Consider the following 25,094-nt stretch of genomic DNA (forward strand, 5'->3'; position numbering starts at 1 on the left):
CCGGAGGGGGCCTCAGTCGCCGTTGAGCACGCGGGTCACCCAGTCCAGGGTGCCCGTGCGCAAGGCCTCCTCCGCCAGACGTTTACCCGTCGCGGTCGTGATGGCGGCGAGCGAGCTGTCGATCCAGCCCTGGACGTTCTGGTGCCCCTGCTCGCGGTATTCGACGGCCTGGATGAGGCACTCCAGCTTGTCGGCGTCCCGCGCGCAGACGGCCTCGACGCTGGCCTTCTCCTCGTACTCCGCCACCGCGTCACGCACCATGTCCGCCACCGGCTCCGTCACGGGCCGCACCTGGTCGGCGGTGACCTCCTCGTTGGACGCCGCCTTCAGGTAGCGCTTGCCGATGTACGGGATGTCGGTGATGCGCGTCTCCTGCGTGTCGTGGAACAGGGCCATGAACGCGGCCCGCTCCGGATGGCCGCCTTCGAGCCTGGCGATCACGGCGGCGATGATCGCCGCGCGGAACGAGTGCTCGGCCACGCTCTCCGGGTCGCGCACCCCGGCGACCAGCCACCCGGTCCGCTTGTAGCGCTTGAGCAGGCCGAACTCGTACAGCAGCCCCGCCAGCCCCGTCTCGTCGCCTGTCACGAGGACCCCCTCTCGTCATGCAGGGTCTAAGAGCTTAGACGACGGTCTCGGCGCGCGCCGGGCGACGGTCCCGGGGCCCCGCCTCCTGGACGCCGGCGGGGCTGGACGGCGACGTGGCATGTACCACAAATCCCGACAAATACCGCGTGGCCATTCCGGTGGCCGCGTCCGGCTGCGGCGGCTCAGTCGTCGATCGCCGCGTACGCCAAGGTCCAGAAGTCCTGGAACACGCGCGGCGGCAGCGGCGAGGCCAGGGCGCGCTGGGTGAGCAGGATGCCGACCAGGTCCTCGGCCGGGTCGGTGTACGCCTCGGTGCCGAGGCCACCGGTCCACCCGAAGCGGCCCGGGCCGACGGCCAGGTCGTCGCGACGCGCGTCGATCGCGAGGCCGAACCCCCAGCCGCCCGTCCCGAAGAACAGCTCGTTGCCGGCCTTCTGCGCGGGGGTGAGATGGTCGGTGGTCATCAGGCCGACCGCGGGCCTGGACAGGAGCCGGCCGCCGTCGTACCGGCCCTTGCGCAGCAGCACGCGGCAGAAGGCCAGGTAGTCGTCGGCGGTCGAGAGCAGGCTCGGGCCGCCGGCGCCCGAGGGGAAGTCCGGCGGACGGTCCCACTTGCCCTCCCGCGGCTCCGGGCGGCGTGTCAGCGCGCCGGTCAGCGGGTCGGCGGCGTACGGGACCGCGAGCCGGTCGAGCTTCTCCCGCGGCAGGTGGAAGCCGGTGTCGCGCATTCCCAGGGGCTCGAAGACGCGCTCGCGCAGGAACTCGGCGAACGGCCGCCCCGTGGCGCGGGCGATCAGCACCCCCAGCACGTCCGAGCCCGTGTGGTACATCCACGCCGTCCCCGGCTGGTGCACCAGCGGCAGCGCGCCCAGCCGTTTGATCCACTCGTCCGGGCCGAACGCGGGCCCGTCCGGGCCGATCCCCAGGCCGGCCTCGAGCATCGCCCGCTGGATCGGGCTCTCGTCCATCACCAGGCCGGCGCCCAGGCGGAAGGTCAGCAGGTCGCGTACCGTGATCGCACGCTCGGCGGGCACGGTGTCGTCGAGCGGCCCGTCGGGGCGGCGCAGGACGCGCGGCTCCGCCAGCTCGGGGAGCAGGCCGTCCACCGGGTCGTCCAGCCGCAGCCGGCGCTCCTCGACGAGGATCATGGTGGCGGCGGCGGTGATCGGCTTGATCATGGACGCCATGCGGAAGATCGTGTCCCGGCGCATCGGCGGGCCGCCGCCGAGCTCCAAGGTGCCGAGCGCCAGCACGTGCGTTTCGCCGCGCCGGTGCACCAGCGCGACCACCCCCGGCACGTCGCCGCCCGCCACGGCCTCGGCCAGCACCTCCCCCATCCGCTCCAGCCGCGCCCGCGACAGGCCTGCCTCACCCATGGGAACTCCTCTCCGTCGTCTCTCACCGAGGACAGACCGTCCGGGGTCGCCGGACTCATCGGCCACGAGCCGCCGCGATGAACCTGACGCCGCCCACCGGCGCCACCGACGCCGCGCACCGCACCGTCCTGCCACGCCGTCCGCCGTCCAGGCGCGGGCCGGCTGGAGCGGAGGGCGGCGTGGGATCAGGTGCGGAGCAGGTCAGGGACCTGAGAGGGCCGGGGCGGTCGTGAGGACGTCCCTGGCCAGGACCAGATCGCCGGCCAGCTCGGCCGGGAAGTCCGCCGGGTCCCCCCTGCCGCCCAGCAGGAAACAGAACTTCACCACGTCCGCGGTGATGTGGGTGTCCGGCTCCCCGGGCTCGCTGTCCTCCACGCCCAGCGGAAGCACCCACTCTCCCCCGCCCGGACCCGTCAGCGTCAGGTGCAGGGTGCGGCCGGCGCCGTTCAGCCCCGAGAGGAGCATCGTCCAGGGCAGCAGGCGGGCGCACAGGTCCGCGGTCGGCCGGATGTGCTCAGGGATCGGGTCCGGCAGGCGGATCTGGGCCGTCCTGGCGGCGTCGTCCGTGTGGACCCACGTCTCCAGGCACCTGGCCAGGATGTGGTCGCTCACCGGGACCTCCATGCCGTCCAGGGTGGCCGGCGTGGCGGCGGGCAGCCCGGCCAGGTGGCGGCAGAGCGCGTCGGCCTGGGCCCGCCAGTCCCGTCGCGTCTGCTCGGGGCTGCGCGCCCGCTCGTAGGTCTGGACGTCGCTCGTACGCCCCAGCGAGTCGGTCGCCCCGAGCGGCGGGCCCAGGACGGGGGCGCCCACGGAGGCGGCGAGGAGGCCGTCTTTGGCGGCCAGGTGGGCGACGAGTTCCTGCAGCGTCCATCCCTCGACGATGACGCGCGACCAGTCGTCGTCCACGGCCGAGGCCAGCAACGCGTCCATCGCGGCCACACGGCCCGCGTAGGGCTCCGCCCATGCGGCGGTGGGAGCCGCGGGCCTGCGCCGTGCCCGGGCCCCGGCCAGAAGCTGAGGGCGCAACGAATGGGCCGGCACCGCCGGGTCCTCCATCATCGCGTCCAGGTAGAGACGCTCGACGGGGTCCATCACACCTCTTCCTCCGCCAGCGCGTCCGCCAGCCGCCTCAGGGCCAGCCGGATGCGCGATTTGGCCGTGCCCTCGGGCACGCCCAGTTCTTCGCCGACCTGCCGATATGTTCTGCCCCCGAAGTAGGCTAACTCGACCGCCTGTCTGAGGCTGTCGGGCAGCGCCGTCACCGCCTGCCGCACGCGGGCGGCCTCGTCGGCGGCGAGCACGTTGTCCTCCAGCCTGGCGGGCTCACGCTCGAACAACCGGGGCCCCAGCACCGACACGCGCCGCCGCTCCTCGGCGCGCACGTGGTCGACCGCCCGGCGGTGCGCGATCGTCGCGAGCCAGGCCCGCAACGTGCCGCGATCCGGGTCGTAGGCCAGCGGCCGTTCCCAGAAGACCAGGAACACCTCCTGTGTGATGTCCTCCGCGATCACCCGGTCCCTGGTGACCCGCAGAGACAGGCCGAAGATCAGCGAGGAGAACCGATCGTAAACCTCTCCCAGTGCGGACTCATCGCCGCCGACCACCCGCTGGTGCAGCAGGCGGTCGTCGTACGGCGCCTCCACTGGCACCACACTCCCGTTGTAATCCGGACCAAGGCGGCCGATGCGCCGCGACCCGAGCATGACATTATTCGCCGGAAAAGTAGAGCCGGATGACTCGCGTGCCGCACTTTGTCGGTGTGCGATCCGCGGCGATAGGGTCGGAAGTCCACGATGGAGGGAGCACATAGTCATGGCCACCACCCGCACCGCCACCACGCAGTGGAAGGGCGCGCTGCTCGACGGGTCGGGCACCGTCTCGCTCGACAGCTCAGGCGTCGGCACGTTCGAGGTCTCGTGGCCCTCCAGGGCCGAGGCGGCGAACGGCAAGACGTCGCCGGAGGAGCTCATCGCGGCCGCCCACTCGTCGTGTTTCTCGATGGCGCTCTCACACGGCCTGGCCGGGGCCGGCACGCCGCCGGAGTCGCTGCAGACCAGCGCGGACGTGACGTTCCAGCCGGGTGAGGGCATCACGGGCATCGTGATCACGGTGAAGGGGCACGTCCCGGGGATCTCGGCCGAGCAGTTCCAGGAGGCCGCCGAGACCGCCAAGGCCAACTGCCCCGTCAGCAAGGCCCTCACGGGCACCACGATCACGCTGAAGGCCGAGCTCCTCTGACATTCCCTCCACCGGCCCCCGGCGTCGTCCGCGGCCGCCCCTCCCCCCGCTCCGTGAACGCGCACCCGGCGGATGACCGCCGGTGCCCGCGCGCCGGGCGGGAGTTCGGCGGGCCGGGGACGGGCGGCGCCGAGCCGAGAATGCGCAGGCCGGAGAGGGCCGGCGTGAGGCTGTCGGGTCATTGAGAGACCAAGAGCGGTTTCCCGTGCGACAATTGGGCCACATGCGCGAGGTCTGGCCGGGCGAGCCCTATCCACTCGGCGCAACCTGGGATGGCGTTGGCACCAGCTTTGCGGTGTTCTCCGAGGTCGCCGAGCGGGTTGAGCTGTGCCTTTTTCATGACGACGGTTCCGAGGAGCGCGTCGACCTGCCCGAGGTCGACGGCTTCGTCTGGCATGGCCACCTGCCGGGGATCGAGCCGGGACAGCGGTACGGCTTCCGCGTGCACGGCCCCTACGAGCCGTCGCAGGGGCACCGGTGCAACCCCGCCAAGCTGCTGCTCGACCCCTACGCCAAGGCCATCGACGGCGAGCTGACCTGGAACCAGGCGCTGTTCCCCTACTACTTCACCGATCCGGCCCGGCGCAACACCGAGGACAGCGCGCCCTACATGCCGAAGAACGTCGTCATCAACCCGTTCTTCGAGTGGGGCAACGACCGGTCGCCGCGCATCCCGTACCACCAGACCGTGATCTACGAGGCCCATGTGCGCGGGCTCACCATGCGGCATCCCGACGTGCCGCCCGACCTGCGGGGGACGTACGCCGGCGTGGGGCATCCGGCGATCATCGATCACCTGCTGTCGCTGGGGGTCACCGCGGTCGAGCTGATGCCGGTGCACCACTTCGTGCCCGAGCACTTCCTGGTGGCGCGCGGGCTGACCAACTACTGGGGCTACAACACCATGGCCTACCTGGCGCCCCACGGCGGCTACTCCAGCGCGGGCACGCGGGGGCAGCAGGTGCTGGAGTTCAAGGCCATGGTGCGGGCGCTGCACGAGGCCGGGATCGAGGTCATCCTCGACGTGGTCTACAACCACACGGCCGAGGGCGACCACATGGGGCCCACGCTGGGGTTCAGAGGCATCGACAACACGGCCTACTACCGGCTGCACGACGGCGACCGGCGCTACTACCTCGACTACACCGGGTGCGGCAACTCGCTCAACGTGCGCTCGCCGCACGCGCTGCAGCTGATCATGGACTCGCTGCGCTACTGGGTGCTGGAGATGCACGTCGACGGGTTCCGGTTCGACCTGGCGTCGGCGCTCGCGCGGGAGCTGCACGACGTGGACCGGCTGAGCGCGTTCTTCGACCTGATCCAGCAGGATCCGGTGATCTCTCAGGTCAAGCTGATCGCCGAGCCGTGGGATGTGGGGCCCGGGGGCTACCAGGTCGGAAATTTCCCGCCTTTGTGGACGGAGTGGAACGGCAAATACCGGGACATCGTGCGAGATTTCTGGAGGGGCACCCATTCCGCCCTGCCCGAGTTCGCCTCCCGCCTGACCGGCTCCGCCGACCTCTACGAGTCCTCGGGGCGCCGCCCGGTCGCCTCCATCAACTTCGTGACCTGCCACGACGGGTTCACGCTCTCCGACCTGGTGTCGTACGACCACAAGCACAACGAGGACAACGGCGAGGACAACCGCGACGGCACCAACGACAACCGCTCGTGGAACAGCGGGGCTGAGGGCCCCGTCGAGGACCCCGAGGTCGTCACGCTCCGCCGCCGCCAGCGCCGCAACTTCCTGGCCACGCTGTTCCTGTCGCAGGGTGTGCCGATGTTGTCCCACGGCGACGAGCTCGGCCGCACGCAGCGCGGCAACAACAACGCCTACTGCCAGGACAACGAGCTGGCCTGGGTGGACTGGTCCATGCTGCACACCGAGTCCGACCTGCTGGAGTTCGTCCGCGTGCTGTCGAAGCTGCGCCGCGAGCACCCGGTCTTCCAGCGCCGCCGCTTCTTCCACGGCCGCCACCCCGACAACGGCGCTCGCGACCTGGTCTGGCTCACGCCGGACGGGACGGAGATGACGGCGGGCGACTGGCACATCGGGTACGCCAAGTCGCTCATGGTCTACCTGAACGGCGAGGCGATCACCGAGCCGGGGCCGCGGGGCGAGCGGATCGTGGACGACTCGTTCCTGCTGCTGATCAACGCCCACCACGAGAACATGGCGTTCACGCTGCCCGGCGAGGAGTGCGGCGACGGGTGGCTGCCCGTCCTCGACACCAGCCACGACACGGTGGAGGACGCGTTCGCGGAGGAGGAGTGGCATGCGGGCGACCTGGTGGCCGTCACGGCCCGTTCGCTCCAGGTCCTCCGCCGGCCCCGCAAGTCCAGGTGATCAGAAGACGCGGGCGGCGCTGGCGCTGAGGAACACCAGCGCGAAGGTCGTCACCCCGGCCAGCCCGTGCAGCGTCACGGCCAGGACCGGGAACCCCGCCCCGCCCTTCTCGTGCCGCCCCGCCCCCAGCCACCGGGTGAACATCGCGAACCCCAGCAGCGCGGCCGCCGCCAGCCCCCCGAACGCCACCCACACCAGCACCCGGCTCCCCGTGACCAGCCCGGCGACCCAGCACACCAGCGCGGACACGGCCAGGGTCGGATGGGAGAGGATCAACGCCATCGGGAAACGGGTGACCTTGGCCCGGCGCGCGCCGCCTCCGGAGAGCCAGAGGTAGAGCAGGTACACCCCGGCGAGTGCGGCGATCGTCCACGTCCCGGCGGTGACCAGACCCACGGGCCCCTCCCTGTCAGTCCCCATCCCCTGTTGTCACGTTACGCAGACAGTCGCCGGTATGTCCCGGGATACACAAAAGCGCTATCCGTCCCTCAACGCGGCGACGTCGAGGTCATCTCCTCCATCCCAGCCGGACCCTGGAAGGAGCCCTCGACCGGCTCGGCGACTTGATCCTCCAGCGCCGAGGAAATGGAAGGTCAAGGGGAGTGTCGCCGTCGCGGATCCCGATGTGCCGAAGGCGAACGACACCCCGGTCCCGGCGGATCGCACGCCTCGCCGGCGGCCGTACGGCGCGGCGCGGCAGGCGAGGCAGCCGGCCATGCGCGGCGAGTGCGGCAGGAGGCGGTGGGGCGGGGCGGGCGGGCGTGGGTGGTTGTCGGTCGGGTGTGCCAAGGTAGAGGGGTGCGGCGCATATATCCCGACATACAGGACAACCCGGACATCGTGCAGGCGTACGCCTACCCTGATGGGCGGCCGTGGTTGCGGCTCAACATGGTCGCGAGCGCCGACGGCGCGGCCTGGCTCAAAGGGCGGTCCGGCGGGTTGTCGAGCAGCGGCGACAAGCGGATCTTCCAGATCCTGCGCGGGCTGGCCGACGTCGTGGTGGCGGGCGCCTCGACCGTGCGCAAGGAGGGCTACGGCCCGGTCAAGCCGCGCGAGTCGTGGACGGAGATCCGCGCGGGCCGGCCCGAGGTGCCGCCGATCGCGGTCATCACGCGCAGCCTCGGCTTCGATCTCGACAACGAGCTGTTCAGCGCCGACGCCATCAGCCGGACGATCGTGATCACCTGCGAGTCCGCGCCCCACGAGCGGCGCAAGGAGCTGGCCAGGCACGCCGACGTCATCGTGGCCGGGGAGGAGACCGTCGACATGTGCCTGGCCGTGGCGCAGTTGCACGAGCGCGGCCTGACCAGGATCCTGTGCGAGGGCGGGCCCCGGGTCAACGCCCAGCTCTCGGCCTGCGGACTGGTGGACGAGCTGTGCCTGTCGATCAGCCCGCTGCTGGTCGGGGGCGGCGCGGCGCGCATCCAGAACGGCGAGCCCGCCCAGGTCAGACTGGATCTCAGCCAGGTGCTGGAAGAGGAGGGGGTCCTCTTCTGCAGGTACACGAGGGAGCAGAGCCGATGAGCGAGCCGACAGAGCCCACCGAAGTGATCGAGCCGGCCGTGACGGGCGAAGAGCCGGAGCCGGTGCCCAATCTGCCGGTGCGGCCGCCGGTGCCACCCATGCTGGCCAAGCCGGTCAAGGCCATGCCGAAGCAGAACGGCACGCTGTTCTACGAGCCGAAGTGGGACGGTTTCCGCTGCATCGTGTTCCGCGACGGGGACGAGGTCTATCTGGGCAGCCGCAACGAGCGGCCGTTCACGCGCTACTTCCCCGAGCTGGTCGAGGCGGTGCGGGCCGAGCTGCCGGACAAGTGCGTGGTGGACGGCGAGATCGTGCTGCCCACGGGGTCGCAGCTCGACTTCGACGCGCTCCAGCAGCGCATCCACCCGGCCAAGTCGCGGGTGCAGATGCTGTCGGAGCGGACGCCGGCCCAGTTCATCGCGTTCGATCTCCTGGCGCTGGGCGACGAGTCGCTGATGGAGGAGCCGTTCTCGGAGCGCCGCGCACGGCTGGAGGGCATCTTCCCGGAGAAGGCCGGGTCCGTACGGCTGACCCCCGTCACGACCAGCGACGAGCAGGCGCAGGAGTGGTTCGAGACGTTCGAGGGCGCGGGGCTCGACGGCATCATCGTCAAGCCGGGCGACCAGCCGTACATCCCGGACAAGCGCACGATGTTCAAGGTCAAGCACGAGCGGACCGCCGACGTCGTGGTGTGCGGCTACCGGGAGCACAAGTCGGGCCCGATCGTGGGCTCGCTGCTGCTCGGCCTCTACGGCGACGACGGCAGGCTGCACCATGTGGGGGTGGCGGCGTCGTTCCCGATGGCGCGCAGGGCGGAGCTGGTGGAGGAGCTCAAGCCACTCGTCGCCGAGCTGAGCGAGCACCCCTGGGGACACTGGGCCGAGCAGGCGGCGGCCGGCATCGGCCAGCCGGCCGCCGGGCCCGCGACAGGCGGGCAGCGGGTGCCGGGCGCGGTGTCGCGGTGGAACGCCAAGAAGGACCTGTCGTTCATCCCGTTGCGGCCGGAGCGGGTGATGGAAGTGGCCTACGACCAGATGGAGGGCGACCGGTTCCGGCACACCGCGCACTTCCGGCGGTGGCGGCCGGACCGCACGCCGGAGTCGTGCACGTACGAGCAGTTGGAGCGTCCGGTTAGTTACAACCTCGACGATATCCTTGCCCGATAGAGAAATATCCCGTTATATCTCGACCTATGAGTACAGGGGATGAATTAAAGGCAGCGGTATCCGCCCGCCGCGATCTGGGGCCGGAGTTCGAGGACGCCATCGTGGAGTCGTTCCTCGACAAGATGGGCAAGGAGGTCGACCGGCGGGTGGACGAGCGCCTGGCCCAGGCCGCCCCGAAGGCGGCCGTCCGTGGAGGGCCGCCGCCTGACGGGCACCGGCTCGCACTGGCGATCGTCTCGCTCTCCCTCGGCACTCTGGCCACCCTGGCCCTCGTCTTCTCGGGGGAGGAGCGCGCGGGCTACCTGGTGTGGATCTGGATCGCGATCATCGTCGTGAACGTGGTGTTCAACGGCAGCCGGGGAAAGGGCTAGGCCAGCCAGATGAGTCCCGCGAAGCGGCCGCCCGGCTGCTCGCGGCGGTGGGAGTAGAGCTCTTCCGACTCGATCGTGCAGCGGGCGTCGTGGCGTACGTCCGCCAGCCCCGCCGCCTTGAGCTGGGCCTCGATGCCGGCCCGCAGGTCGAGCGCGGGCGTGCCCCACGACGTCGTGGACCACGTCCCGGGGACCTTCGACGCCACCTGTTCGCGCAGCGCGGCGGGCACTTCGTAGCAGCGGCCGCAGGCGCCGGGCCCCACCAGCGCGACCATCCTGCCCGGCGCGGCGCCCTTGGCGGCCATGGCCGCCACCAGGGCGGTGACGATGCCGGCCTCGGTGCCGGGCCGGCCGGAGTGCGCGGCGCCGACCATCCGGGCCTCCGGGTCGGCCACCAGCACCGCGGGGCAGTCGGCCCCGAGCGAGGCCAGCGCCAGCCCCGGCTCGGTGGTGAACACGCCGTCGAGCGGCGGCGGGTCGTCACCGAACGGCTCGCTCACGTACGCGACCTCCGCGCTGTGGATCTGGCGCATGAAGACGACGGCCCGCACTCCCAGCTCGGCCGCCACGCCCGCGCGGTTGGCGCGCACCGCCGCGGGGTCGTCGCCGACCAGGCCTCCGAGGTTGCGCGAGCCGTACGGCGGGGCGCTGACGCCTCCGTGCCGGTCGGTGATGGCGACGTGCACTCCAGGGGCCAGCTGCATAGGTAGATCCTAGAGTGCTGGGTGAAGCACCGATGGAAGGGATTGCCATGACCAGCCTCGCCGACCTGCACGCGCTGATGGCCCGCCTCGGACACCCGGTGGTCCAGGCGGCCGCCCCCTCCGGGCACGCCTTCGCGGACGGCGCGCCGTACCGGTACGAGATCCCCAGTGTGGAGGGGCCGGCCGTGCTGGAGGCCGTGGTGGCGGAGGCGGACCGGATGAATGTGCCGATCGCCAGGACGTCGCAGGGCAGCGGCGTGATGATGCTGACAGACGCCGAAATTTCCGAAATGGCGAGCATCGGGGCCGAACGCGGCATCGAGGTCAACCTGTTCCTGGGGCCACGGGCCGCCTGGGACACCGGCGGCCAGGCCAAGCTCACGCAGGCCGTGGGGGCGGCGGCGCGTGGCAACACGATGGTGGCGGCGTGCGTGGCGGACGCCCTGCGGGCCTGCTCGCTGGGCATCCGCAGCCTGCTCGTGGGCGACCTCGGCACGCTGGAGGTGCTGCGGGCGCTGAAGGAGGACGGCACGCTGCCGGCGAACCTGGTCCTGAAGACCTCCGTGCTGCTGCCCCTCACGAACGGCCCCACCGCCGCGATCCTGGAGCGGCTGGGCGCCACCACGGTCAACGTCGGCACCGATCTGACCGTGCCGCACCTGGCCGAGATCCGGGCCGCGACCCGGCTGCCGATCGACCTCTACCTGGAGGTGCCGGACGACCAGGGCGGGTTCGTACGCTTCTACGAGGCGGTGGAGATCGTCCGGGCCACCGCGCCCGTCTACCTGAAGATGGGACTGCGCAACGCGCCCAACATCTACCCGTCCGGCGGGCATCTGGGCGTGGTGCCGCGCGAGCTGGGCCGCGAGCGGGTCCGGCGGGCCGCGCTGGTGCAGCGGCTGATCGAGCAGCTCGGCCCCGAGCTGGCCAAGCTGCCCGCCCACGCGAGCCCATCCGACTTGGGCATCCCCGAGATCTAGGCTCCTCGGTCCCATAGCCGTGCACTGCTCCTGGGGATTCCTCAGGATCGCCAAGCCGATCAGAGACGCTACGCGTGCAGGCGGTGGACCGTCAGCGGGCCGCCGCCCCAGCGGCCGATCGCCTCCTCGTCGGCGAAGGCCAGGACCCGCATCATGTTGCCGCCGTCGCTGAGCTCCACGTTGCGCCGCAGCCGCGCGGTCAGGTCGGCGGGCAGCTTGGTGGTGCCGGCTTCGACGGTGTCGCCGTAGTGGGGCGCGAAGGCGACCCCGGCGAAGCCCGTACGGCCGAGCAGTGTGCGCACGGTCTCCGAGGAGTAGAACATCAGGTGGTTCTTGGTGAAGCCGCTCCACCCCGGCCCGTACGCCTTGAGCAGCAGCGACCTGGCGTTGACCGTCAGGATGAGCAGCACCCCGCCGGGCGCCAGCAGGCGGCGGAACTTCGCGAAGTCCTCCAGCGGCCTGGGCAGGTGCGCGAGCACCGACCAGAGCGTGATCACGTCGAAGCCGCCTTCGGCGATCTCCGGCACGTCCTCGGGCGCGCCGAAGTAGGTCCGCGCCCGGCTGAGCCGCTCGTTGGCCTGCTCCACGGACTCCGGCGACAGGTCGACCCCGCAGGCGTCGAACCCGCGCTGCTCGGCCAGTTCCAGGAACAGCCCGACGCCGGAGCCGAAGTCGAGCAGCCGCCGCTCCTTGCCTTCGTCGAACACCGGCGAGAACGCCTTCATGGTGAGGTCGTAGCGGCGTTGCCGGTTGGCGGCGTACGTGCCGGTCAGGAAGTTGCTGTAGCCGGTGGCGTACAGGTCGCCGAGCCGCTCGGGGCGGACGTTCGGATTGCGGTAGAGGAAGCCGCAGGAGGGACAGCGGACGACGAAGTAACGCCATCCGTTGCCGCCGGTCGGCTCGAACAGCGGCTGCTGGCGCGGCTCCCCGCACATCATGCAGCTGAGGAACTCCTCGATCTCGCCCAGCGGTCTCAGCCGCCGGTACTCCTCCTGTGACATGACCGGCGCACGCCTGATCAGCCACTTCCACTGCGCCTCGCGGATCAGCCGCTCGCCGGGCCGTACGTAAACGCGCTGACCCCACGGAACGCGGTCGTAACGGGAGCCGTACGCCAGACGGCCCAAAAGTCGTCGATATGCCATAGCCACCACCCTGCGAAGCGTCTTGCCCCGCACCCGAATGACTATGCGTCCACGTTCGGGCGCTTTACAGGCTCTTGGGCGACGAGGACAGCGCCGTCACCTACATGTCGGGAAATATGGCCTGATGTTAGCAAGCAAGCATATGCTTGGTGTCGTGCCTGAGTATCGCAATCTCATCGGCGGCGAGCTGATCGCCGCGGCCCGGACGATGGACTCGATCGACCCTTCCACCGGTGAGGTGTGGACACGGGTTCCGGCGAGCGGCCCCGCCGAGGCCGAGGCGGCCGTGACGGCGGCGCGCGCGGCGTTCCCCGCCTGGTCGGCGCTGCCCGCCCTGGCCAGGGCGCATTACCTGCGGAAGGTGTCGGAGGTCTTCGGCCGGCACGCCGAGGAGCTGGCCAAGCTGGAGACGCGCGACAACGGCCGGATCCTGCGGGACACGCTGAAGAAGGACCTGCCGGGAATGGCGTTCCTGTGGCAGCTGGCCGCCGGGCAGTGCCTGGACGCGGTCAAGGGTGACACCGTCATCCTCGGGCCGGACGCGCTGGGGCTGACGCGGCGGGAGCCGTACGGCGTGGTGGTCTGCATCATCCCGTGGAACTCCCCGATCTCGACGTTCTCGGCGAAGGCCGCATACGCGCTGGCGGCCGGCAACACGGTGATCGTCAAGCCGGCCGAGCAGGCGAGCGCGTCGGTGCTGCGGCTGGGCGAGCTGCTGGCCGGGGTGCTCCCGCCCGGGGTGCTCAACATCGTCAGCGGCATGGGAGAAGCGGTCGGGGACACGCTCGTACGGCACCGCGACGTCGGCAAGATCACCCTCACCGGCTCGACCGTCACCGGCCAGGCGATCACCCGGGCGTCCGCGGACGCGCTCAAGCCCATGATCTTCGAGCTGGGCGGCAAGTCGCCCAACATCGTCTTCCCTGACGCCGACCTGGACGCGGCCGCGCAGGGCGTCACCGTGAACTCCATCTACACCGGCAACGCCGGGCAGGTGTGCGTGGCCGGCTCCCGCATCCTCATCCACCGCTCGATCTGGGCCGGCATGCTCGGCCGGATCAAGGACGTCTGCGCGGGCCTGGTGCTGGACGACCCGCAGGACCTGCGTACCACGATGGGGCCGATCGTGTCGGCCGGGCAGTTCGAGCGCGTGACCTCGTACCTGGAGCTGGCCGAGAAGGAGGGCGCCAGGCCGGTCTTCGGCGGCCGCACCGGCGCCGACGTGGTGCCCCACCTGCCGGGCGGCTACTGGGTCGAGCCGACCCTCTACACGACGGAGGACAACTCGCTGCGCGTGTGCCAGGAGGAGATCTTCGGGCCGGTGGCGGTGGCGCTGCCGTTCGAGACGGACGAGGAGGCCCTGGAGATCGCCAACGACTCCCCGTACGGGCTGGCGGCCGGTGTCTGGACCCGCGACCTGGGCCGCGCGCACCGTTTCGTCCGGGACCTCCAGAGCGGCACCGTGTGGGTGAACACCTTCCGCCAGATGCCGCCGGGGCTGCCGTTCGGCGGCGTCAAGGACAGCGGGTACGGCCACGACTCGGTGCTCGAGTTCACCCGCGAAAAGGCGGCCATTATCCAGATCTAGTCGGATAGATTTACGCCTCATGAGCGAGGGGATCAAGGACCGCGCAGGGCTGTCCGAGGCGGCCGCCCAGTCGAGGGCGTCGGTGCTGCGCAGCCGCGCCGAATCGTACATCGCCCTGTCGCGGCACGAGGCCGCGATCGCGGACCTGACGGAGTCGATCGCCCTGGTGCCGGACAACGCCCGCGCCTGGCGGCTGCGCGGGGAGAGCCACCGCGTGATCGAGCGGTACGACGCCGCACTGGAGGACTTCGACGAGGCGCTGAAACTGGAGCCGGACAGCGCGTACGCCCTGGGCTCACGCGGCCAGACCTATGCCGCGATGGGGCGCCTGGAGGACGCCATGGCCGACTTCGACCACGCCCTCACCCTCTCCCCCGACTCCTTGTGGATCCTGGAGGCCAAGGCGGACGCCCTGGTGGACCTGGACCGGCTGGACGAGGCCCTGGACGAGCACGCCAAGATCATCGCCTTGAACGGCGAGCTGGCGTACTCCTGGGTGGCCCGGGGCGACCTGTACCAGCGCCTGCACCTGTACGCCGAGGCGATCGACGACTACACGAAGGCCCTGGAGCTCGACCCCGAGCACGTGCGGGCCCTCAGCAGGCGAGGCGAGGCCCTGCGCATGATGGACCGCTACGAGGACGCGCTGGCCGACCTGAACCGCGCCCTGGACCTCGACCCGGGCAACGACCGGGCGCTGGGGAGCCGGGGCGCGGTGCTGAGCGAGCTGGGCGACAACGAGGCGGCGCTGCGTGACCTGGACGGGGCGATCGAGCTCGACCCCGAATACATCTGGGCGTACCGGGTGCGGGGCGAGATCTACCAGGAGATGGAGCGCCACGAGGAGGCGGTGGCCGACTTCACCCAGGCCCTCCACCTGGAGTTCGGCGACTGAGGCACCAGGGTGTGAACAACCTTCCTACGCGGCCCCGGCGTTCGCGTGGAGCCAGTCCAGGGCGTCCGCGGCCGCGTGGAGGACCGAGATGTGCCCGTCGTCCGGATAAAGCCGGAGCTCGGCCCGAGGGCAGCGGCGGGCCAGCCACTCGCCGTGCGAGCTGGGCACGACGCGGTCCCGCTCGCCGTGCAGGAGCAGCACCGGCGCGGTCACGTCGGCGGGGTCGCAGCCCCAGGGGACGACGTAGGCGAGGTCGTCGCCGATCAGCCCGCCGGGGCCGTCCGCGAGGGCGGGGCCGACGACGCCGCCGAACCAGGACCACCCGCCCTCGAACGCCGCATGATCCTCCGGGGCGAACATCTCCGGGTCGTACTCGGCCGTCGCCTCGTGCCGCTCCTTCGCCGCGCGGCCCGCCACGGCGGCCCGCAGCGACGCCTCACCGGAACGCGACATGCCCGCGAACCAGTCGAGCCCCTCCGCGCCGTACGGGGCGATGCCCGCCACGCTCACCGCGGCCCGCACCCGGTCCGGGAACAGGGCGGCGCAGGCCAGCGCGTACGAGCCGCCGCCGGAATGCCCCATGACGGCGAACCTGGCGATGCCCAGCGCGTCGGCGACCCGCGGGACGTCGGCGGCGGTCGCGGCCAGGTCGCGGCCGGGGACCGGGGTGGAAGCGCCGTAGCCGGGGCGGTCGTACGACACCCAGCGGATGCCCAGGCGGCCGGAGACCGGGAACAGGGGCTCCGGGGGCGTGCCGATGTTGGGCGTGCCGTGGTGCCAGAAGACGACCAGCCGCTCGTCGGCGCCGTCCGGCCCCTTGTCGTAGACGTGCAGCGTCCGGCCGTCGCCGAGCCTTAGATCATGCTCCTTCATCACGCGGCGAGCCTAATGACCGTGAACCGGACATACCAGGGTCCGGCCGGGACCGGCCGGACCCTGGTGTCAGAGGGCGAGCAGGGCGCTGACCGGCAGGCGGCTGTCGGACAGCGGGCGGATGGCGATGCGGAGCAGCGCCAGCGCGTTGTCGTCGCCCGCGATGCGGTTGGCGCTGAGCCCGCCGCAGGACTGGCAGTGGTGGATGATCAGCCACTCCCCGTCCGGCCGGACGGTGACGCTGAACGCCGCCATCCGGCCCCGGCAGCCCGCCCGCCGATCCCCCGGAACGCGGTGGTCGACGTGCATGCTGGTCAGGCAGTGCGGGCAGTGGTTGCGATGCGCGGTGCCGGGCGCGGCCATCGGCACGTCCAGCCGGCACCCGACGCAGCGGAACGCGTCCACGGGTTCCCGGTGATGGGCGTTCTTGCGCCGTTGCGGCCTGTCCTGGCCTGGTTTCCTCCTGGGCATGTCACAGATCGCCGAACGCCTCGAGCGGGAACGGCGGCTGCGCGAGCGGGCGTACCGCCATGCGCATGAGGATGAGCTGGTTGTCGTCCCCGCTGATGGGGTTGGACGTCAGCTCACCGCACCGGGTGCAGCGATGGATGATCATCCAGTCGCCGGTGCGGAGGACCGCGATCGAGATCGGGATCATCCGCGACCGGCACTCCGACGGGCCGCCCTCCACCCGGTCGAGCACGTGCTGCGAGTGCAGGCAGCTCGGGCAGTGGTTGCGGCGCGTGCCGTCCGGTGCGGTCGCCGTCACGGTCAGGCCGCAGCGTACGCACGGGAAGGTCTCGGTGTTGACGATGGAACGAGGTTTGCCGTTGGTGGACAACCTGGGAACTCCTTGCCGAAAACGAATGTGATGAACACAGCAAGGGAGAGTGCGCCGAGCGGGCCACGTGATGGGACGCGGGCACGCTGGTGCCGCAGGCGGTCCGGCCTGTCAGGGGTGATGCTTCACGATGGTCGATGTGACGCTATCGGAAGCGGGGATCGCCGGCGGAACCTCGAGGCGCACGGGGCTCGGTGCCAGACATAAATCCACTCCTTCAGGGGAGCGCATGGTCCCCTCGTTCGATCCGGTCACGTGCGAGGGTAACGGCACGGACCGGCGTGCCACCAATGGTTTTCTTGACTAAAGTGTCGCTTTAGTCAAAAGAAAGGGTGGCGATGGCGAAGAACGGGGTGCGGGCGGCGAAGGCGGCGGCCACGCGGGCGCGGATGCTGGCGGCGGCCAGGTCGTTGTTCGTGGCGCGCGGCTACACCGCCACGACCATGCGGTCCATCGCGGACGAGGCCGGCGTGGCCGTGCAGACGATGTACTTCACGTTCGCCACCAAACGGGCCGTCCTGTCGGAGCTGCTGGACGCGGAGGTGGCGGGCGACACCGCGCCGGTCGCCACCCTGGAGCGCCCCTGGGTGGCCGAGGCCCTCGCGGCGCCGCCGACGGAGCTGATCGAGCTGCTGGTCACGGGCACGGCGCGGATTCACGCGCGGGTGGTGCCGGTCCTGGAGGTGGTCCGCTCAGCGGCGGCCGTGGACCCGGACATCGCCGGGCTGTGGCGGACCAACATCGCGCAACGGCACACGGTGCTGACGGTCTTCGCGGGGGCGCTGGCCGCCAAGGCCGCCCTGCGCGCCAACCCCGCCAGGGCCGCCGAGACCATGCTGGCCACCCTCGCCCCGGAGTGCTACCACCTGCTCGTCCACGAGCGCGGCTGGAGCCGGGACGACTGGGAGCGGTGGGCCGCCGACTCGCTCGTACGGCAACTTCTTGTTGACTGAAGTGACGCTCTAGTGGTTTTGTGGAGCGTGACTTCAGCCTCTTCCACGCCTGATCGGTTCAGCGCCGCGGGTCCGGCGAAGGTTCTGGTGGCAGGCGGGTACGGCGCCGTCGGGGTCCACGTCGTCGAGACCGTGGCGGGGTGGTTTCCCGGGCGGGTCGTTCCCGCGGGCCGCGACCTGGCCAGGGCCGCGCGGCTGGCCGGCACGCTCGGGGCGGCGGGAGGCGGGGCCGCCCGGGTGGACGTCGCCGACGCCGCCGGGTTCGCGCGCGTGCTGGAGGAGCACGCCATCGGCGTGGTCGTGTTGTGCGTGGAGCCGCCCGACGCGACGATCGCGCGGCTCTGCCTGAGCCGGGGCGTGCACCTGGTCGACGTGGGCGCGTCCGACGCCCTGCTCGCCCAGGTGGAGGAGCTGGAGCCGGCGAACGCGACCGCGGTGCTCAGCGTCGGCGTGGCCCCCGGCCTGACGAACCTGCTGGCCCGCCGCGCCTGCGACGTGCTCGGCGGCGCGGAGCGGATCGATCTGACCGTGCTGCTCGGGGCGGGCGAGCGTCACGGCGCCGACGCCGTGCGGTGGACGGTCGCCCAGCTGGCCGCCCACGCGGAGGGCTCGCCGCTGCGGGTGGCCCTGCCGGGTTTCGGGGCGCGGACCGCCCACCCGTTTCCCTTCTCCGACCAGCACAGCCTGCGCCGTACGCTGGGCGTGCCGCTGGTGACGACCCGGCTGTGCCTGGACTCGGCGCCGCTCACCGGCGCCTTGTTCGCGATGCGGAGGGCCGCACGCCACGCGGGGGTGCGGCGGGCGCTTACGGGCGTGCTCTCCCGGGTCCACCTGGGCGACGACCGGTTCGCCGTACGCGCGGACGCCTACCTGGGCGGCAAGCACGTGGCCTACGCGCTGGCGGGGCGCGCGCAGAGCCGCTACACCGCTCTCGTGGCCGCCCACGTGACCCGCGCCCTGCTCGGTGGCGGCCTTCCGCCGGGGGTGCACCACCTCGACCAGCTTCCTGCCTTGGCGTCCATTCCGGAGGACCTGGGGCTTGTCGTGGAGGACGCACTGGAGATCGACCGAATGAGCTTCTAGATTCGGATTCATGGGCATCGGGCTGACCGAGGAACACCAGGCACTGGCCGTCTCCGTACGCGGGCAGGCGGAGCGGAGTGCGGACCACGCGGCCCTGGCAGGGCAGGGCCTGCTGGGGCTGCATCTGGGCGAGGAGCGGGGCGGGCAGGGGTACGGGCTGCTGGAGTTGTGCGTCGCACTGGAGGCCCTGGCCGAGCGGCGCGTGCCGGGCCCCTACCTGCCGACCGTGCTGGCGTCGGCCGCCCTCGCCCGCTCCGGCGGCCCTTGGGGGCACCTGATCGCCGCCCTCGCCGACGGCTCCATGACCGCGACCGTGGCCCTCCCCACCGCCCTTCCGCTCGCCGCCGATCCGGCCTCCGCCGGCGCGCCGGCCGGGGGCGATGGGCCGCCGATCAGTGCCGCGGCTCTCGCCCTGGGCTCGGCCGGCGCCGGTCTCTTCCTCCTGCCGGTGGGCGGCGGCGCGTGGGCGGTGCTCGACCGGGACGACGTCACCGCCGAGCCCGTCGAGGGTGTCGATCCCGACCGGGCGCTCTGCTCCGTGACACCGTGCCGTCCCCTCCCCGCCGGCCGGATGTTCGTCGGCGCGCCGGTACGGGAGATCGCCGCGGTGCTGCTCGGCGCGGACGCGTGCGGGGTCGCGGCGTGGGCGGTCGCGACGGCGGCCCGCTACGCGAAGGTACGCGAGCAGTTCGGCCGCCCGATCGGGCAGTTCCAGGGCGTCAAGCACCGGGTGGCCGCCGCCTTGGTGGCGTTGGAGCAGGCCCGCGCCGCCGTCTGGGACGCCGCCAGAGCCCTCGGCGCGAGCGCGCCCGTCGCCGGTGACGGGTCGCTGCCTGACGAGACGCGGCTGGCCGTGGCCGTGGCGGCGGTGCTGGGGCCCGATGCGGCGGTGCGGTGTGCGGCGGACACGATCCAGGTGCTGGGCGGCATCGGCTACACCTTCGAGCACGACGCCCACCGCTACTACCGCCGCGCCCTGTCCGACCGCATGCTGGCCGGCGACCCGGGCCCCTGGGCCGAGGAGGTGGCCGGGCTGGCGGTGGCCGGCACGCGGCGGGCGATGGAGCCGGATCTCCCGGAGGAGGCCGCACCGCTCAGGGACGCGATCAAGGCGGAGGCGGAGTCGCTGCGGGCCGGGGAGCCCGCGGCCAGGCGGGCCCGGTTCGCCAGAGAGGGCTGGATCATGCCGTACCTGCCCAGGCCCTGGGGCAGGGACGCCTCTCCGCTCGAACAGGTGATCATCCACCAGGAGTTCCGCGACCTCGAACGCCCGAACCTCGGCATCGCGGCCTGGGCGGTCCCCTCCATCGTCACGTACGGCACCCGCGAGCAGCAGGAACGTTTCCTGCCGGGAACGTTCGCCGGCGAGATCGTGTGGTGCCAGCTGTTCAGCGAGCCCGGCGCGGGCTCCGACCTGGCCGGGCTGGCGACGAAGGCCGTGAAGGTGGAGGGCGGCTGGTCGCTGAGCGGCCAGAAAGTGTGGACGTCTCTGGCGCAGTACGCCCATTGGGGCATCTGCCTCGCCCGCACCTCTCCTGGAAAGCCGAAGCACCACGGCATCTCGTACTTCCTGGTGGACATGTCATCCCCCGGCATCACGATCAGGCCGCTCAAGGAGATCAACGGGGACGAGATCTTCAACGAGGTGTTCCTGGACGACGTCTTCGTACCGGACAACCTGGTCGTCGGCGAGGTCGATCAGGGCTGGCGGGTGGCCCGCGACACGCTGTCCCACGAACGCGTCGCGCTCGGCGACTCCTGGGGACCCGGCTCGCGGCACACCGACATGGTCGCGCTCGTCGCCCGCCTGCCCCCGCTCCGGCAGGCGCAGCGCGAGCAGGCGGGACGCCTGTGGGCGGAGGGCCAGGCGATCTCGGCGCTCGGCCTGCGCGTGACGCTCTCCCAGTTGTCCGGCGCCGACCCTGGCGCCGCCTCCAGCGTCCGCAAGCTGCTCGGCATGCGGCACGCGCAGGCGATCTCGGAGTTCTGCTGGTCCCTGGCCCCGGCGGACTCGTACTGGAACCGCATGATTCTCACCACTCGCGCGTTCACGATCGGTGGCGGCACCACGGAGGTGCAGCTCAACGTCATCGCCGAGCGGGCGCTGGGGCTGCCGCGGGATCCGTGATCAGCTCTTGGGATAGTACGGGGCCGCCAGGTGCGCGTACACGATCGTGTTCTCGCGGTAGCTGTGCGCCTGCCGGTCGAACGCCCCGCCGCAGGTCACCAGCCGCAGACCCGGGTAGGCGAGCTTGCCGTACACCTTCTTGGCGGGGAAGCGCGCCTTCGGCGTGTGCTCGACCTTGTCGACCACGAAGACGGCCACGGAGCGGTCGGCACGCAGCACCTGCACCTGGTCGCCGCGCTTGACGTCCTTGAGGCGGGCGAAGACGGCCGGTCCGCTCCTGGTGTCGAGATGCCCGGTGATCACGGCGGCGCCGCGCTGGCCGGGGACGGGGCCGTAGCGGTACCAGCCGGCCAGGTTCGGGGAGTCGAGCGGCGGGTTCTGGATGCCGCCGCCCGCGTCCAGACCCAGCTCCATGAGCGGGGCGGACACGCCGATGGACGGGATGTAGACGGCCGTGGGCCGGGCCGCCCGCATGGGCTTGGCGACCTTGGTGAGCGGCAGGCCGGTGACCGGTGCCGGCTCCCGGCGTACGGTCGCGACCGGCGCCGCCTCGGGCTCGCCGCCCACGATGCCGCTCAGCCCGAGCCCGATCAAGCTCACCCCGCCCAAGGTGACCACGCCCGCCAGGGCCAGGACCAGCCGGTTCCCTGGGACCCGCGCCACCCTAGACGGCACGCTCGCGGCGCCGTACCGCGAACCCGGTCAGGCCGGCCCCGGTCAGCAGCGCGACCCCGCCCAGCGCGAACGGCCACACCGCGCCGTCCGGCGCGAGCCCGCCCCCGCCGGTCTCCGGATGGCCCTTCGGCACCCTGTGCTCGTGCTCGCCCGCCGGCCGCCACGGATCCTGGGACTCCTCGGGGCCAGGTGCGGAGGGCCAGGGCTCCTCCGGCTCGGCTTCGCCCGGCCGGGACTCATGGGGCTCGCTCGACTCGCCGTCGCCGGGCGTGGGGAGGCCTGGCAAGGGGCTGTCGTCGCAGAGGATCGGCAGGGGAAGAAGGCATGTGGGTAAAGCACCCGGCACTTGAGGGCCCGATTGGGCGGAGGCGGTGCCGATGCCCGTCGCCAGGCTGACTCCGCCGACCATGAAGGCCGTCACCGCTCCCGCGGCCGCGAGACGTCGCACTCTTGCCATTGAGGCTCCCGAATCCGTCGGTTGTCGCCCCCGATGTTCCAGAGAGCCTTGCGAACTATTGGACCGAGAGTCAAGTAAAGTGACCGAAGTGAAACAGACGGATACGGAGGGTTTGGGTTCGGGCCGTCGTGGCAGGGGTTACCCCCAGAGGGGGGAAAATCCAAATGAGCAATCCACAACAGCCTGAACTGCGGAGATCAGGCAAGGCGGTGACCGATTCCAAGTCCGCGGACGCCGTACGCGAGACCAAGAAGGCGGCCAAGCGCGCCGCCCGCCCGCACGGAACCGACAAGGGCCGCAAAGGCGGCGGCAAGGGCGGCGGAGTGCCACCCGAACAGCAGCCGAAGCACCCCGGGTGAGCGCGACGTGAGGGGAAGCCTGCAGTACATCGGGAACGCCACCACACTGATCCGCTACAACGGCTTCACGCTGCTGACGGATCCCAACTTCCTGCACCGGGGCCAGCGGGCGTACCTGGGCTACGGCATGAGCTCGCGCCGCCTGCGCGACCCCGCCGTCGAGATCGAGGAGTTGCCGGCGCTGGACGCGGTGGTGCTGTCCCATATGCACGGCGACCACTGGGACCGGGTCGCCCGCCGCGGCCTGGACAGGGAGACGCCGATCGTCACCACCACCGCGGCGGCCCGCAGCCTGCGCCGCTGGGGGTTCCGCCGGAGCGTGGGGCTGGAGAAGTTCGAGCAGCACGAGCTGCACGGCCCTCAGGGCAGTGTGATCATCACCGCGCTGCCCGCCAGGCACGCGCCGGGCCCGGCGGAGGCGCTGCTGCCGCCCGTGATCGGCACGATGGTGGAGTTCTGCAACCGGGACGAGCGCGTGGAGCTGCGCCTGCACATCAGCGGCGACACCCTGCTCGACCGCCGGCTGGACGCCATCCCGATCCGCTTCCCCGAGATCGACCTGGCCATCGTCCACCTGGGCGGCACCAGGTTGTTCGGCTTCCTGCTCGTCACGATGGACGGCGAGCAGGGAGCCTCCTGGGTGGATCTGATCAACCCGCGTACCGTCGTGCCGGTGCACTACGACGACTACGCCGTCTTCAGCTCTCCGCTCGATGACTTCCGGAACCACGTCGAGCGGGCCGGCCTGGCCGACCGGGTGGTTTACCTGGACAGGGGCGAGACCCGGGAACTGGCACCGCACCGCCTCGTCCGCCACTGATCCGCCGAGGCGGCACTCCGGGACGCGCCGCTACTGGCCGGGCGGCACGTTCCTGGCGCGGCTCGGCTGGACGCGCATCGGCTCCCCAGGCATCTTCGGGTAGTTGGGCGGATAGGGCATGTCCCCGCGCTCGTCCTTGGCGTAGAGCTCCAGAAGGGGCTCGATCGAGTACGGCCGGTCGTCGATGGCCGCGTGCACGTCGCCCACCTCGGCGAAGCGGGCGGGCACCGTGCGGATGTCGAAGTCGCGCGGATCGGCGTCCGCCAGCTCGTCCCAGGTCAGCGGCGTCGAGACGGGCGCGTGCGGCTTGGCCCTGATGGAGTAGGCGCTGGCCACCGTGCGGTCGCGGGCGTTCTGGTTGAAGTCGATGAAGACCCGCTCCCCCCGCTCCTCCTTCCACCACGCCGTCGTCACCAGGCTCGGGTCACGCTCCTCGACCGCCCTGGCCAGGGCGATGCCGGCGTGGCGGACCTCGATGAAGTCCCAGCGCGGCTCGATGCGCACGGCGATGTGCACGCCGCGGTTGCCCGAGGTCTTCACGAACCCGTCCATCCCCAGCTCGCCCAGCACCTCCCTGGTGAGGAAGGCGGCCTTGCGCGCCGCGTCGAACTCCAGGCCGGGCTGCGGGTCCAGGTCGACGCGCAACTCGTCGGGATGCTCGACGTCGGCGGCCCGCACCTGCCAGGGGTGGAAGTCGATGGTGCCCAGGTTGGCGCAGTAGGCGAGCGCGGCCACCTCGGTGACCCGGAGGGACTGCGCCGTCCGGCCGCTGGGGAAGGTGACAGTGACGGACTGGAGCCACTCGGGGTGCTTCGGCGGCATCCGCTTCTGGTAGATCGCCTCGGTCTGCACGCCGTCGGGGTGGCGCTTGATGTTGGTCGGCCGGTCCCTGAGCGCCCGCAAGGCGCCCTCGCCGACGCTCACGTAGTATTCGACCAGTTCACGCTTGGTTGCGCCGATCTCCGGAAAATACACCTTGTCGGGGTTGGTGACCTTGACGGTCCGCTCCCCCACCTCGAGCTCTATGAACGGCGATGCCATGCCCCCGAACCTACTCCTTCCCACGCGAGGGAGCGCCGTCGCCAGGCGAGGGAGCGCCGTCGTCCGAGCCCGCCTCACGCAGTGAGGCCATGACAGTGAGGCCATGGACAGTGAGGCCATGGACAGTGAGGCCATGGACAGGGTGGGCCCGCCCCGGAGCCGCCTCGGTGGCGGGACCGAGGGCTCGACGGGGCGGGCCTGAAGATCGTCCGGCGCCGTTCCGGGCGCTGGCGCGCCACCCGGCCGGCCGTGCTGATCCCCAGCGGCGCCAGCACGGGCGTGGGCTGTGCCGCTTCCGTGGGATCCGCGGACGATCTCACCCCTTGGCAGGAGGCGATGACACCCCCTTGCCTACAAAGACGCAAATTCTCCCCAGAATGGATGCTTCACCCTGTGGAGATCTCTTTTTGCCGGATCTCGTACGCTGGACTCATGGAAAAGGTCGTCAAGAGCGAGGCCGAGTGGCGGACCCGGCTTTCCCCGGAGGAGTTCCACGTCCTCAGGGAGGCCGGAACCGAGCGCCCGTTCACGGGCGAGTACGTCGACACCAAGACCGAGGGCGTCTACTCGTGCCGCGCCTGCGGGGCCGAGTTGTTCCGGTCCGACACGAAGTTCGAGTCGCACTGCGGGTGGCCGAGCTTCTTCGCCCCGTCCGACTCCGACGCGGTGACGCTGATCGAGGATCGCAGTCACGGGATGACCCGGACCGAGGTGCGGTGCGCGCGGTGCGAGTCGCATCTGGGGCACGTGTTCCACGGTGAGGGTTACCCGACTCCGACCGACGATCGTTATTGCATCAACTCGGTCTCGCTGCGACTCGAACCCAAGGCGTGATCGGCCGGCGACAGCGCGTACCAGTCACTGTCCACGGGTAAAACCCGGGCGTGCGGTTCATCCATCTCCGCCACCGGTGGGTGACGATCGAGACCATTGGTCGCGTCG

Annotated in this window: 27 protein-coding genes; 14 read left to right on the top strand and 13 right to left on the bottom strand. The window is 71.4% G+C overall.

Going from position 1 to position 25,094, the window contains the following annotated elements; all coding sequences use genetic code 11:
* Positions 1 to 12: 12 nt before the first annotated feature.
* The 4 genes from ACIBX3_RS07255 to ACIBX3_RS07270 all read right to left on the bottom strand — a co-directional run bounded on the left by ACIBX3_RS07255 (position 13) and on the right by ACIBX3_RS07270 (position 3,616).
* The gene (locus tag ACIBX3_RS07255; protein ID WP_397114079.1) at positions 13 to 588 is read right to left on the bottom strand and encodes an HD family hydrolase; all 576 of its coding nucleotides are present in this window, start codon (positions 586 to 588) and stop codon (positions 13 to 15) included.
* Positions 589 to 770: 182 nt separating this feature from the next.
* Positions 771 to 1,964 carry a serine hydrolase domain-containing protein gene (locus tag ACIBX3_RS07260; protein ID WP_397114081.1) on the bottom strand — a complete coding sequence of 398 codons (1,194 nt, stop codon included), beginning with the start codon at positions 1,962 to 1,964 and terminating at the stop codon, positions 771 to 773.
* 201 nt (positions 1,965 to 2,165) lie between these two features.
* Positions 2,166 to 3,056, bottom strand: a complete 891-nt coding sequence (locus ACIBX3_RS07265; protein ID WP_397114083.1) for a maleylpyruvate isomerase family mycothiol-dependent enzyme — start codon at positions 3,054 to 3,056, stop codon at positions 2,166 to 2,168.
* The gene (locus ACIBX3_RS07270) at positions 3,056 to 3,616 is read right to left on the bottom strand and encodes a sigma-70 family RNA polymerase sigma factor (RefSeq protein WP_397114085.1); all 561 of its coding nucleotides are present in this window, start codon (positions 3,614 to 3,616) and stop codon (positions 3,056 to 3,058) included. The genes ACIBX3_RS07265 and ACIBX3_RS07270 overlap by 1 nt, the downstream gene beginning before the upstream one ends.
* Before the next feature lie 160 nt (positions 3,617 to 3,776).
* Here ACIBX3_RS07270 and ACIBX3_RS07275 point away from each other — a divergent pair, with 160 nt between their 5' ends.
* Complete coding sequence (locus tag ACIBX3_RS07275) at positions 3,777 to 4,202, top strand: OsmC family protein (RefSeq protein ID WP_397114087.1); 426 nt, start codon at positions 3,777 to 3,779, stop codon at positions 4,200 to 4,202.
* Between the two features lie 223 nt (positions 4,203 to 4,425).
* Positions 4,426 to 6,549 (top strand): glycogen debranching protein GlgX, encoded by a 2,124-nt coding sequence (gene glgX / locus ACIBX3_RS07280; protein ID WP_397114089.1) that lies wholly within the window; start codon positions 4,426 to 4,428, stop codon positions 6,547 to 6,549.
* Here glgX and ACIBX3_RS07285 read toward each other — a convergent pair whose 3' ends face one another.
* The gene (locus ACIBX3_RS07285) at positions 6,550 to 6,945 is read right to left on the bottom strand and encodes a hypothetical protein (protein ID WP_397114091.1); all 396 of its coding nucleotides are present in this window, start codon (positions 6,943 to 6,945) and stop codon (positions 6,550 to 6,552) included. It lies immediately after the preceding gene.
* A 402-nt stretch (positions 6,946 to 7,347) separates the two neighbouring features.
* Between ACIBX3_RS07285 and ACIBX3_RS07290 the strand changes: the two genes are divergently transcribed.
* The 3 genes from ACIBX3_RS07290 to ACIBX3_RS07300 are packed head-to-tail and all read left to right on the top strand — an operon-like array spanning position 7,348 to position 9,610.
* Positions 7,348 to 8,073: a pyrimidine reductase family protein gene (locus ACIBX3_RS07290; RefSeq protein WP_397114093.1), complete on the top strand. Its 726-nt coding sequence runs from the start codon at positions 7,348 to 7,350 to the stop codon at positions 8,071 to 8,073.
* On the top strand, positions 8,070 to 9,239 hold the full coding sequence (locus ACIBX3_RS07295; RefSeq protein WP_397114095.1) for an ATP-dependent DNA ligase: 1,170 nt from the start codon (positions 8,070 to 8,072) through the stop codon (positions 9,237 to 9,239). Before ACIBX3_RS07290 ends, ACIBX3_RS07295 begins: the two co-directional genes overlap by 4 nt.
* 26 nt (positions 9,240 to 9,265) lie before the next feature.
* Positions 9,266 to 9,610 (top strand): hypothetical protein, encoded by a 345-nt coding sequence (locus ACIBX3_RS07300; protein ID WP_397114097.1) that lies wholly within the window; start codon positions 9,266 to 9,268, stop codon positions 9,608 to 9,610.
* Here ACIBX3_RS07300 and pgeF read toward each other — a convergent pair.
* Positions 9,607 to 10,314 (bottom strand): peptidoglycan editing factor PgeF, encoded by a 708-nt coding sequence (pgeF, locus tag ACIBX3_RS07305; RefSeq protein WP_397114099.1) that lies wholly within the window; start codon positions 10,312 to 10,314, stop codon positions 9,607 to 9,609. The genes ACIBX3_RS07300 and pgeF overlap by 4 nt on opposite strands.
* 47 nt (positions 10,315 to 10,361) lie before the next feature.
* Between pgeF and ACIBX3_RS07310 the strand changes: the two genes are divergently transcribed.
* Positions 10,362 to 11,294, top strand: coding sequence for a hypothetical protein (locus ACIBX3_RS07310; RefSeq protein ID WP_397114101.1), 933 nt, complete (start codon positions 10,362 to 10,364; stop codon positions 11,292 to 11,294).
* A 68-nt stretch (positions 11,295 to 11,362) separates the two neighbouring features.
* On the opposite strand, the gene ACIBX3_RS07315 is transcribed toward ACIBX3_RS07310, so the two are convergent.
* Positions 11,363 to 12,439 carry a class I SAM-dependent methyltransferase gene (locus tag ACIBX3_RS07315; protein WP_397114103.1) on the bottom strand — a complete coding sequence of 359 codons (1,077 nt, stop codon included), beginning with the start codon at positions 12,437 to 12,439 and terminating at the stop codon, positions 11,363 to 11,365.
* Positions 12,440 to 12,593: 154 nt separating this feature from the next.
* On the opposite strand from ACIBX3_RS07315, the gene ACIBX3_RS07320 reads away from it, so the two are divergent.
* Both ACIBX3_RS07320 and ACIBX3_RS07325 read left to right on the top strand, forming a co-directional pair.
* On the top strand, positions 12,594 to 14,027 hold the full coding sequence (locus tag ACIBX3_RS07320) for an aldehyde dehydrogenase family protein (protein ID WP_397114105.1): 1,434 nt from the start codon (positions 12,594 to 12,596) through the stop codon (positions 14,025 to 14,027).
* 19 nt (positions 14,028 to 14,046) lie between these two features.
* Positions 14,047 to 14,922: a tetratricopeptide repeat protein gene (locus ACIBX3_RS07325; protein ID WP_397114107.1), complete on the top strand. Its 876-nt coding sequence runs from the start codon at positions 14,047 to 14,049 to the stop codon at positions 14,920 to 14,922.
* Between the two features lie 24 nt (positions 14,923 to 14,946).
* Here the strand turns inward: ACIBX3_RS07325 and ACIBX3_RS07330 are convergent, their stop codons facing one another.
* From ACIBX3_RS07330 to ACIBX3_RS07340, 3 genes are all read right to left on the bottom strand, one after another.
* A complete protein-coding gene (locus tag ACIBX3_RS07330) occupies positions 14,947 to 15,795 on the bottom strand; it encodes an alpha/beta fold hydrolase (RefSeq protein WP_397114995.1) in 849 nt (282 codons plus the stop codon).
* Positions 15,796 to 15,864: 69 nt separating this feature from the next.
* The gene (locus ACIBX3_RS07335) at positions 15,865 to 16,266 is read right to left on the bottom strand and encodes an RNHCP domain-containing protein (RefSeq protein WP_397114109.1); all 402 of its coding nucleotides are present in this window, start codon (positions 16,264 to 16,266) and stop codon (positions 15,865 to 15,867) included.
* A 1-nt stretch (position 16,267) separates the two neighbouring features.
* Positions 16,268 to 16,636: an RNHCP domain-containing protein gene (locus tag ACIBX3_RS07340; protein WP_397114111.1), complete on the bottom strand. Its 369-nt coding sequence runs from the start codon at positions 16,634 to 16,636 to the stop codon at positions 16,268 to 16,270.
* Between the two features lie 338 nt (positions 16,637 to 16,974).
* On the opposite strand from ACIBX3_RS07340, the gene ACIBX3_RS07345 reads away from it, so the two are divergent.
* From ACIBX3_RS07345 to ACIBX3_RS07355, 3 genes are all read left to right on the top strand, one after another.
* Entirely contained in the window at positions 16,975 to 17,589 is a 615-nt protein-coding gene (locus tag ACIBX3_RS07345; protein WP_397114113.1) for a helix-turn-helix domain-containing protein, read from the top strand.
* An 87-nt stretch (positions 17,590 to 17,676) separates the two neighbouring features.
* Positions 17,677 to 18,672 carry a saccharopine dehydrogenase NADP-binding domain-containing protein gene (locus ACIBX3_RS07350; protein ID WP_397114115.1) on the top strand — a complete coding sequence of 332 codons (996 nt, stop codon included), beginning with the start codon at positions 17,677 to 17,679 and terminating at the stop codon, positions 18,670 to 18,672.
* Positions 18,673 to 18,682: 10 nt separating this feature from the next.
* Entirely contained in the window at positions 18,683 to 20,800 is a 2,118-nt protein-coding gene (locus ACIBX3_RS07355; RefSeq protein ID WP_397114117.1) for an acyl-CoA dehydrogenase family protein, read from the top strand.
* Here the strand turns inward: ACIBX3_RS07355 and ACIBX3_RS07360 are convergent, their stop codons facing one another.
* On the bottom strand, positions 20,801 to 21,463 hold the full coding sequence (locus tag ACIBX3_RS07360; RefSeq protein ID WP_397114119.1) for a class F sortase: 663 nt from the start codon (positions 21,461 to 21,463) through the stop codon (positions 20,801 to 20,803).
* 1 nt (position 21,464) lies between these two features.
* Complete coding sequence (locus ACIBX3_RS07365) at positions 21,465 to 21,932, bottom strand: hypothetical protein (RefSeq protein WP_397114121.1); 468 nt, start codon at positions 21,930 to 21,932, stop codon at positions 21,465 to 21,467.
* A 164-nt stretch (positions 21,933 to 22,096) separates the two neighbouring features.
* On the opposite strand from ACIBX3_RS07365, the gene ACIBX3_RS07370 reads away from it, so the two are divergent.
* Entirely contained in the window at positions 22,097 to 22,291 is a 195-nt protein-coding gene (locus ACIBX3_RS07370) for a hypothetical protein (RefSeq protein ID WP_397114123.1), read from the top strand.
* A 7-nt stretch (positions 22,292 to 22,298) separates the two neighbouring features.
* Positions 22,299 to 23,111, top strand: coding sequence for an MBL fold metallo-hydrolase (locus ACIBX3_RS07375; protein ID WP_397114125.1), 813 nt, complete (start codon positions 22,299 to 22,301; stop codon positions 23,109 to 23,111).
* Positions 23,112 to 23,141: 30 nt separating this feature from the next.
* Here the strand turns inward: ACIBX3_RS07375 and ligD are convergent, their stop codons facing one another.
* Entirely contained in the window at positions 23,142 to 24,152 is a 1,011-nt protein-coding gene (ligD, locus tag ACIBX3_RS07380) for a non-homologous end-joining DNA ligase (RefSeq protein ID WP_397114127.1), read from the bottom strand.
* A gap of 432 nt (positions 24,153 to 24,584) precedes the next feature.
* Between ligD and msrB the strand changes: the two genes are divergently transcribed.
* Complete coding sequence (msrB, locus tag ACIBX3_RS07385; RefSeq protein ID WP_397114129.1) at positions 24,585 to 24,986, top strand: peptide-methionine (R)-S-oxide reductase MsrB; 402 nt, start codon at positions 24,585 to 24,587, stop codon at positions 24,984 to 24,986.
* The last annotated feature ends 108 nt before the right edge of the window (positions 24,987 to 25,094 follow it).

Origin of the sequence: Nonomuraea sp. NPDC049480 (assembly GCF_044465905.1) — a bacterium.
Taxonomy (GTDB): Bacteria; Actinomycetota; Actinomycetes; order Streptosporangiales; family Streptosporangiaceae; genus Nonomuraea.

Bases quoted from the DNA above. Each gene is read 5' to 3' on its own strand.
- ACIBX3_RS07260 (WP_397114081.1), bottom strand. From the start codon at position 1,964: ATGGGTGAGGCAGGCCTGTCGCGGGCGCGGCTGGAGCGGATGGGGGAG.
- ACIBX3_RS07265 (WP_397114083.1), bottom strand. From the start codon at position 3,056: ATGGACCCCGTCGAGCGTCTCTACCTGGACGCGATGATGGAGGACCCG.
- ACIBX3_RS07275 (WP_397114087.1), top strand. From the start codon at position 3,777: ATGGCCACCACCCGCACCGCCACCACGCAGTGGAAGGGCGCGCTGCTC.
- glgX (WP_397114089.1), top strand. From the start codon at position 4,426: ATGCGCGAGGTCTGGCCGGGCGAGCCCTATCCACTCGGCGCAACCTGG.
- ACIBX3_RS07295 (WP_397114095.1), top strand. From the start codon at position 8,070: ATGAGCGAGCCGACAGAGCCCACCGAAGTGATCGAGCCGGCCGTGACG.
- ACIBX3_RS07300 (WP_397114097.1), top strand. From the start codon at position 9,266: ATGAGTACAGGGGATGAATTAAAGGCAGCGGTATCCGCCCGCCGCGAT.
- pgeF (WP_397114099.1), bottom strand. From the start codon at position 10,314: ATGCAGCTGGCCCCTGGAGTGCACGTCGCCATCACCGACCGGCACGGA.
- ACIBX3_RS07310 (WP_397114101.1), top strand. From the start codon at position 10,362: ATGACCAGCCTCGCCGACCTGCACGCGCTGATGGCCCGCCTCGGACAC.
- ACIBX3_RS07315 (WP_397114103.1), bottom strand. From the start codon at position 12,439: ATGGCATATCGACGACTTTTGGGCCGTCTGGCGTACGGCTCCCGTTAC.
- ACIBX3_RS07325 (WP_397114107.1), top strand. From the start codon at position 14,047: ATGAGCGAGGGGATCAAGGACCGCGCAGGGCTGTCCGAGGCGGCCGCC.
- ACIBX3_RS07330 (WP_397114995.1), bottom strand. From the start codon at position 15,795: ATGAAGGAGCATGATCTAAGGCTCGGCGACGGCCGGACGCTGCACGTC.
- ACIBX3_RS07335 (WP_397114109.1), bottom strand. From the start codon at position 16,266: ATGCCCAGGAGGAAACCAGGCCAGGACAGGCCGCAACGGCGCAAGAAC.
- ACIBX3_RS07345 (WP_397114113.1), top strand. From the start codon at position 16,975: ATGGCGAAGAACGGGGTGCGGGCGGCGAAGGCGGCGGCCACGCGGGCG.
- ACIBX3_RS07355 (WP_397114117.1), top strand. From the start codon at position 18,683: ATGGGCATCGGGCTGACCGAGGAACACCAGGCACTGGCCGTCTCCGTA.
- ACIBX3_RS07365 (WP_397114121.1), bottom strand. From the start codon at position 21,932: ATGGCAAGAGTGCGACGTCTCGCGGCCGCGGGAGCGGTGACGGCCTTC.
- ACIBX3_RS07370 (WP_397114123.1), top strand. From the start codon at position 22,097: ATGAGCAATCCACAACAGCCTGAACTGCGGAGATCAGGCAAGGCGGTG.
- ligD (WP_397114127.1), bottom strand. From the start codon at position 24,152: ATGGCATCGCCGTTCATAGAGCTCGAGGTGGGGGAGCGGACCGTCAAG.
- msrB (WP_397114129.1), top strand. From the start codon at position 24,585: ATGGAAAAGGTCGTCAAGAGCGAGGCCGAGTGGCGGACCCGGCTTTCC.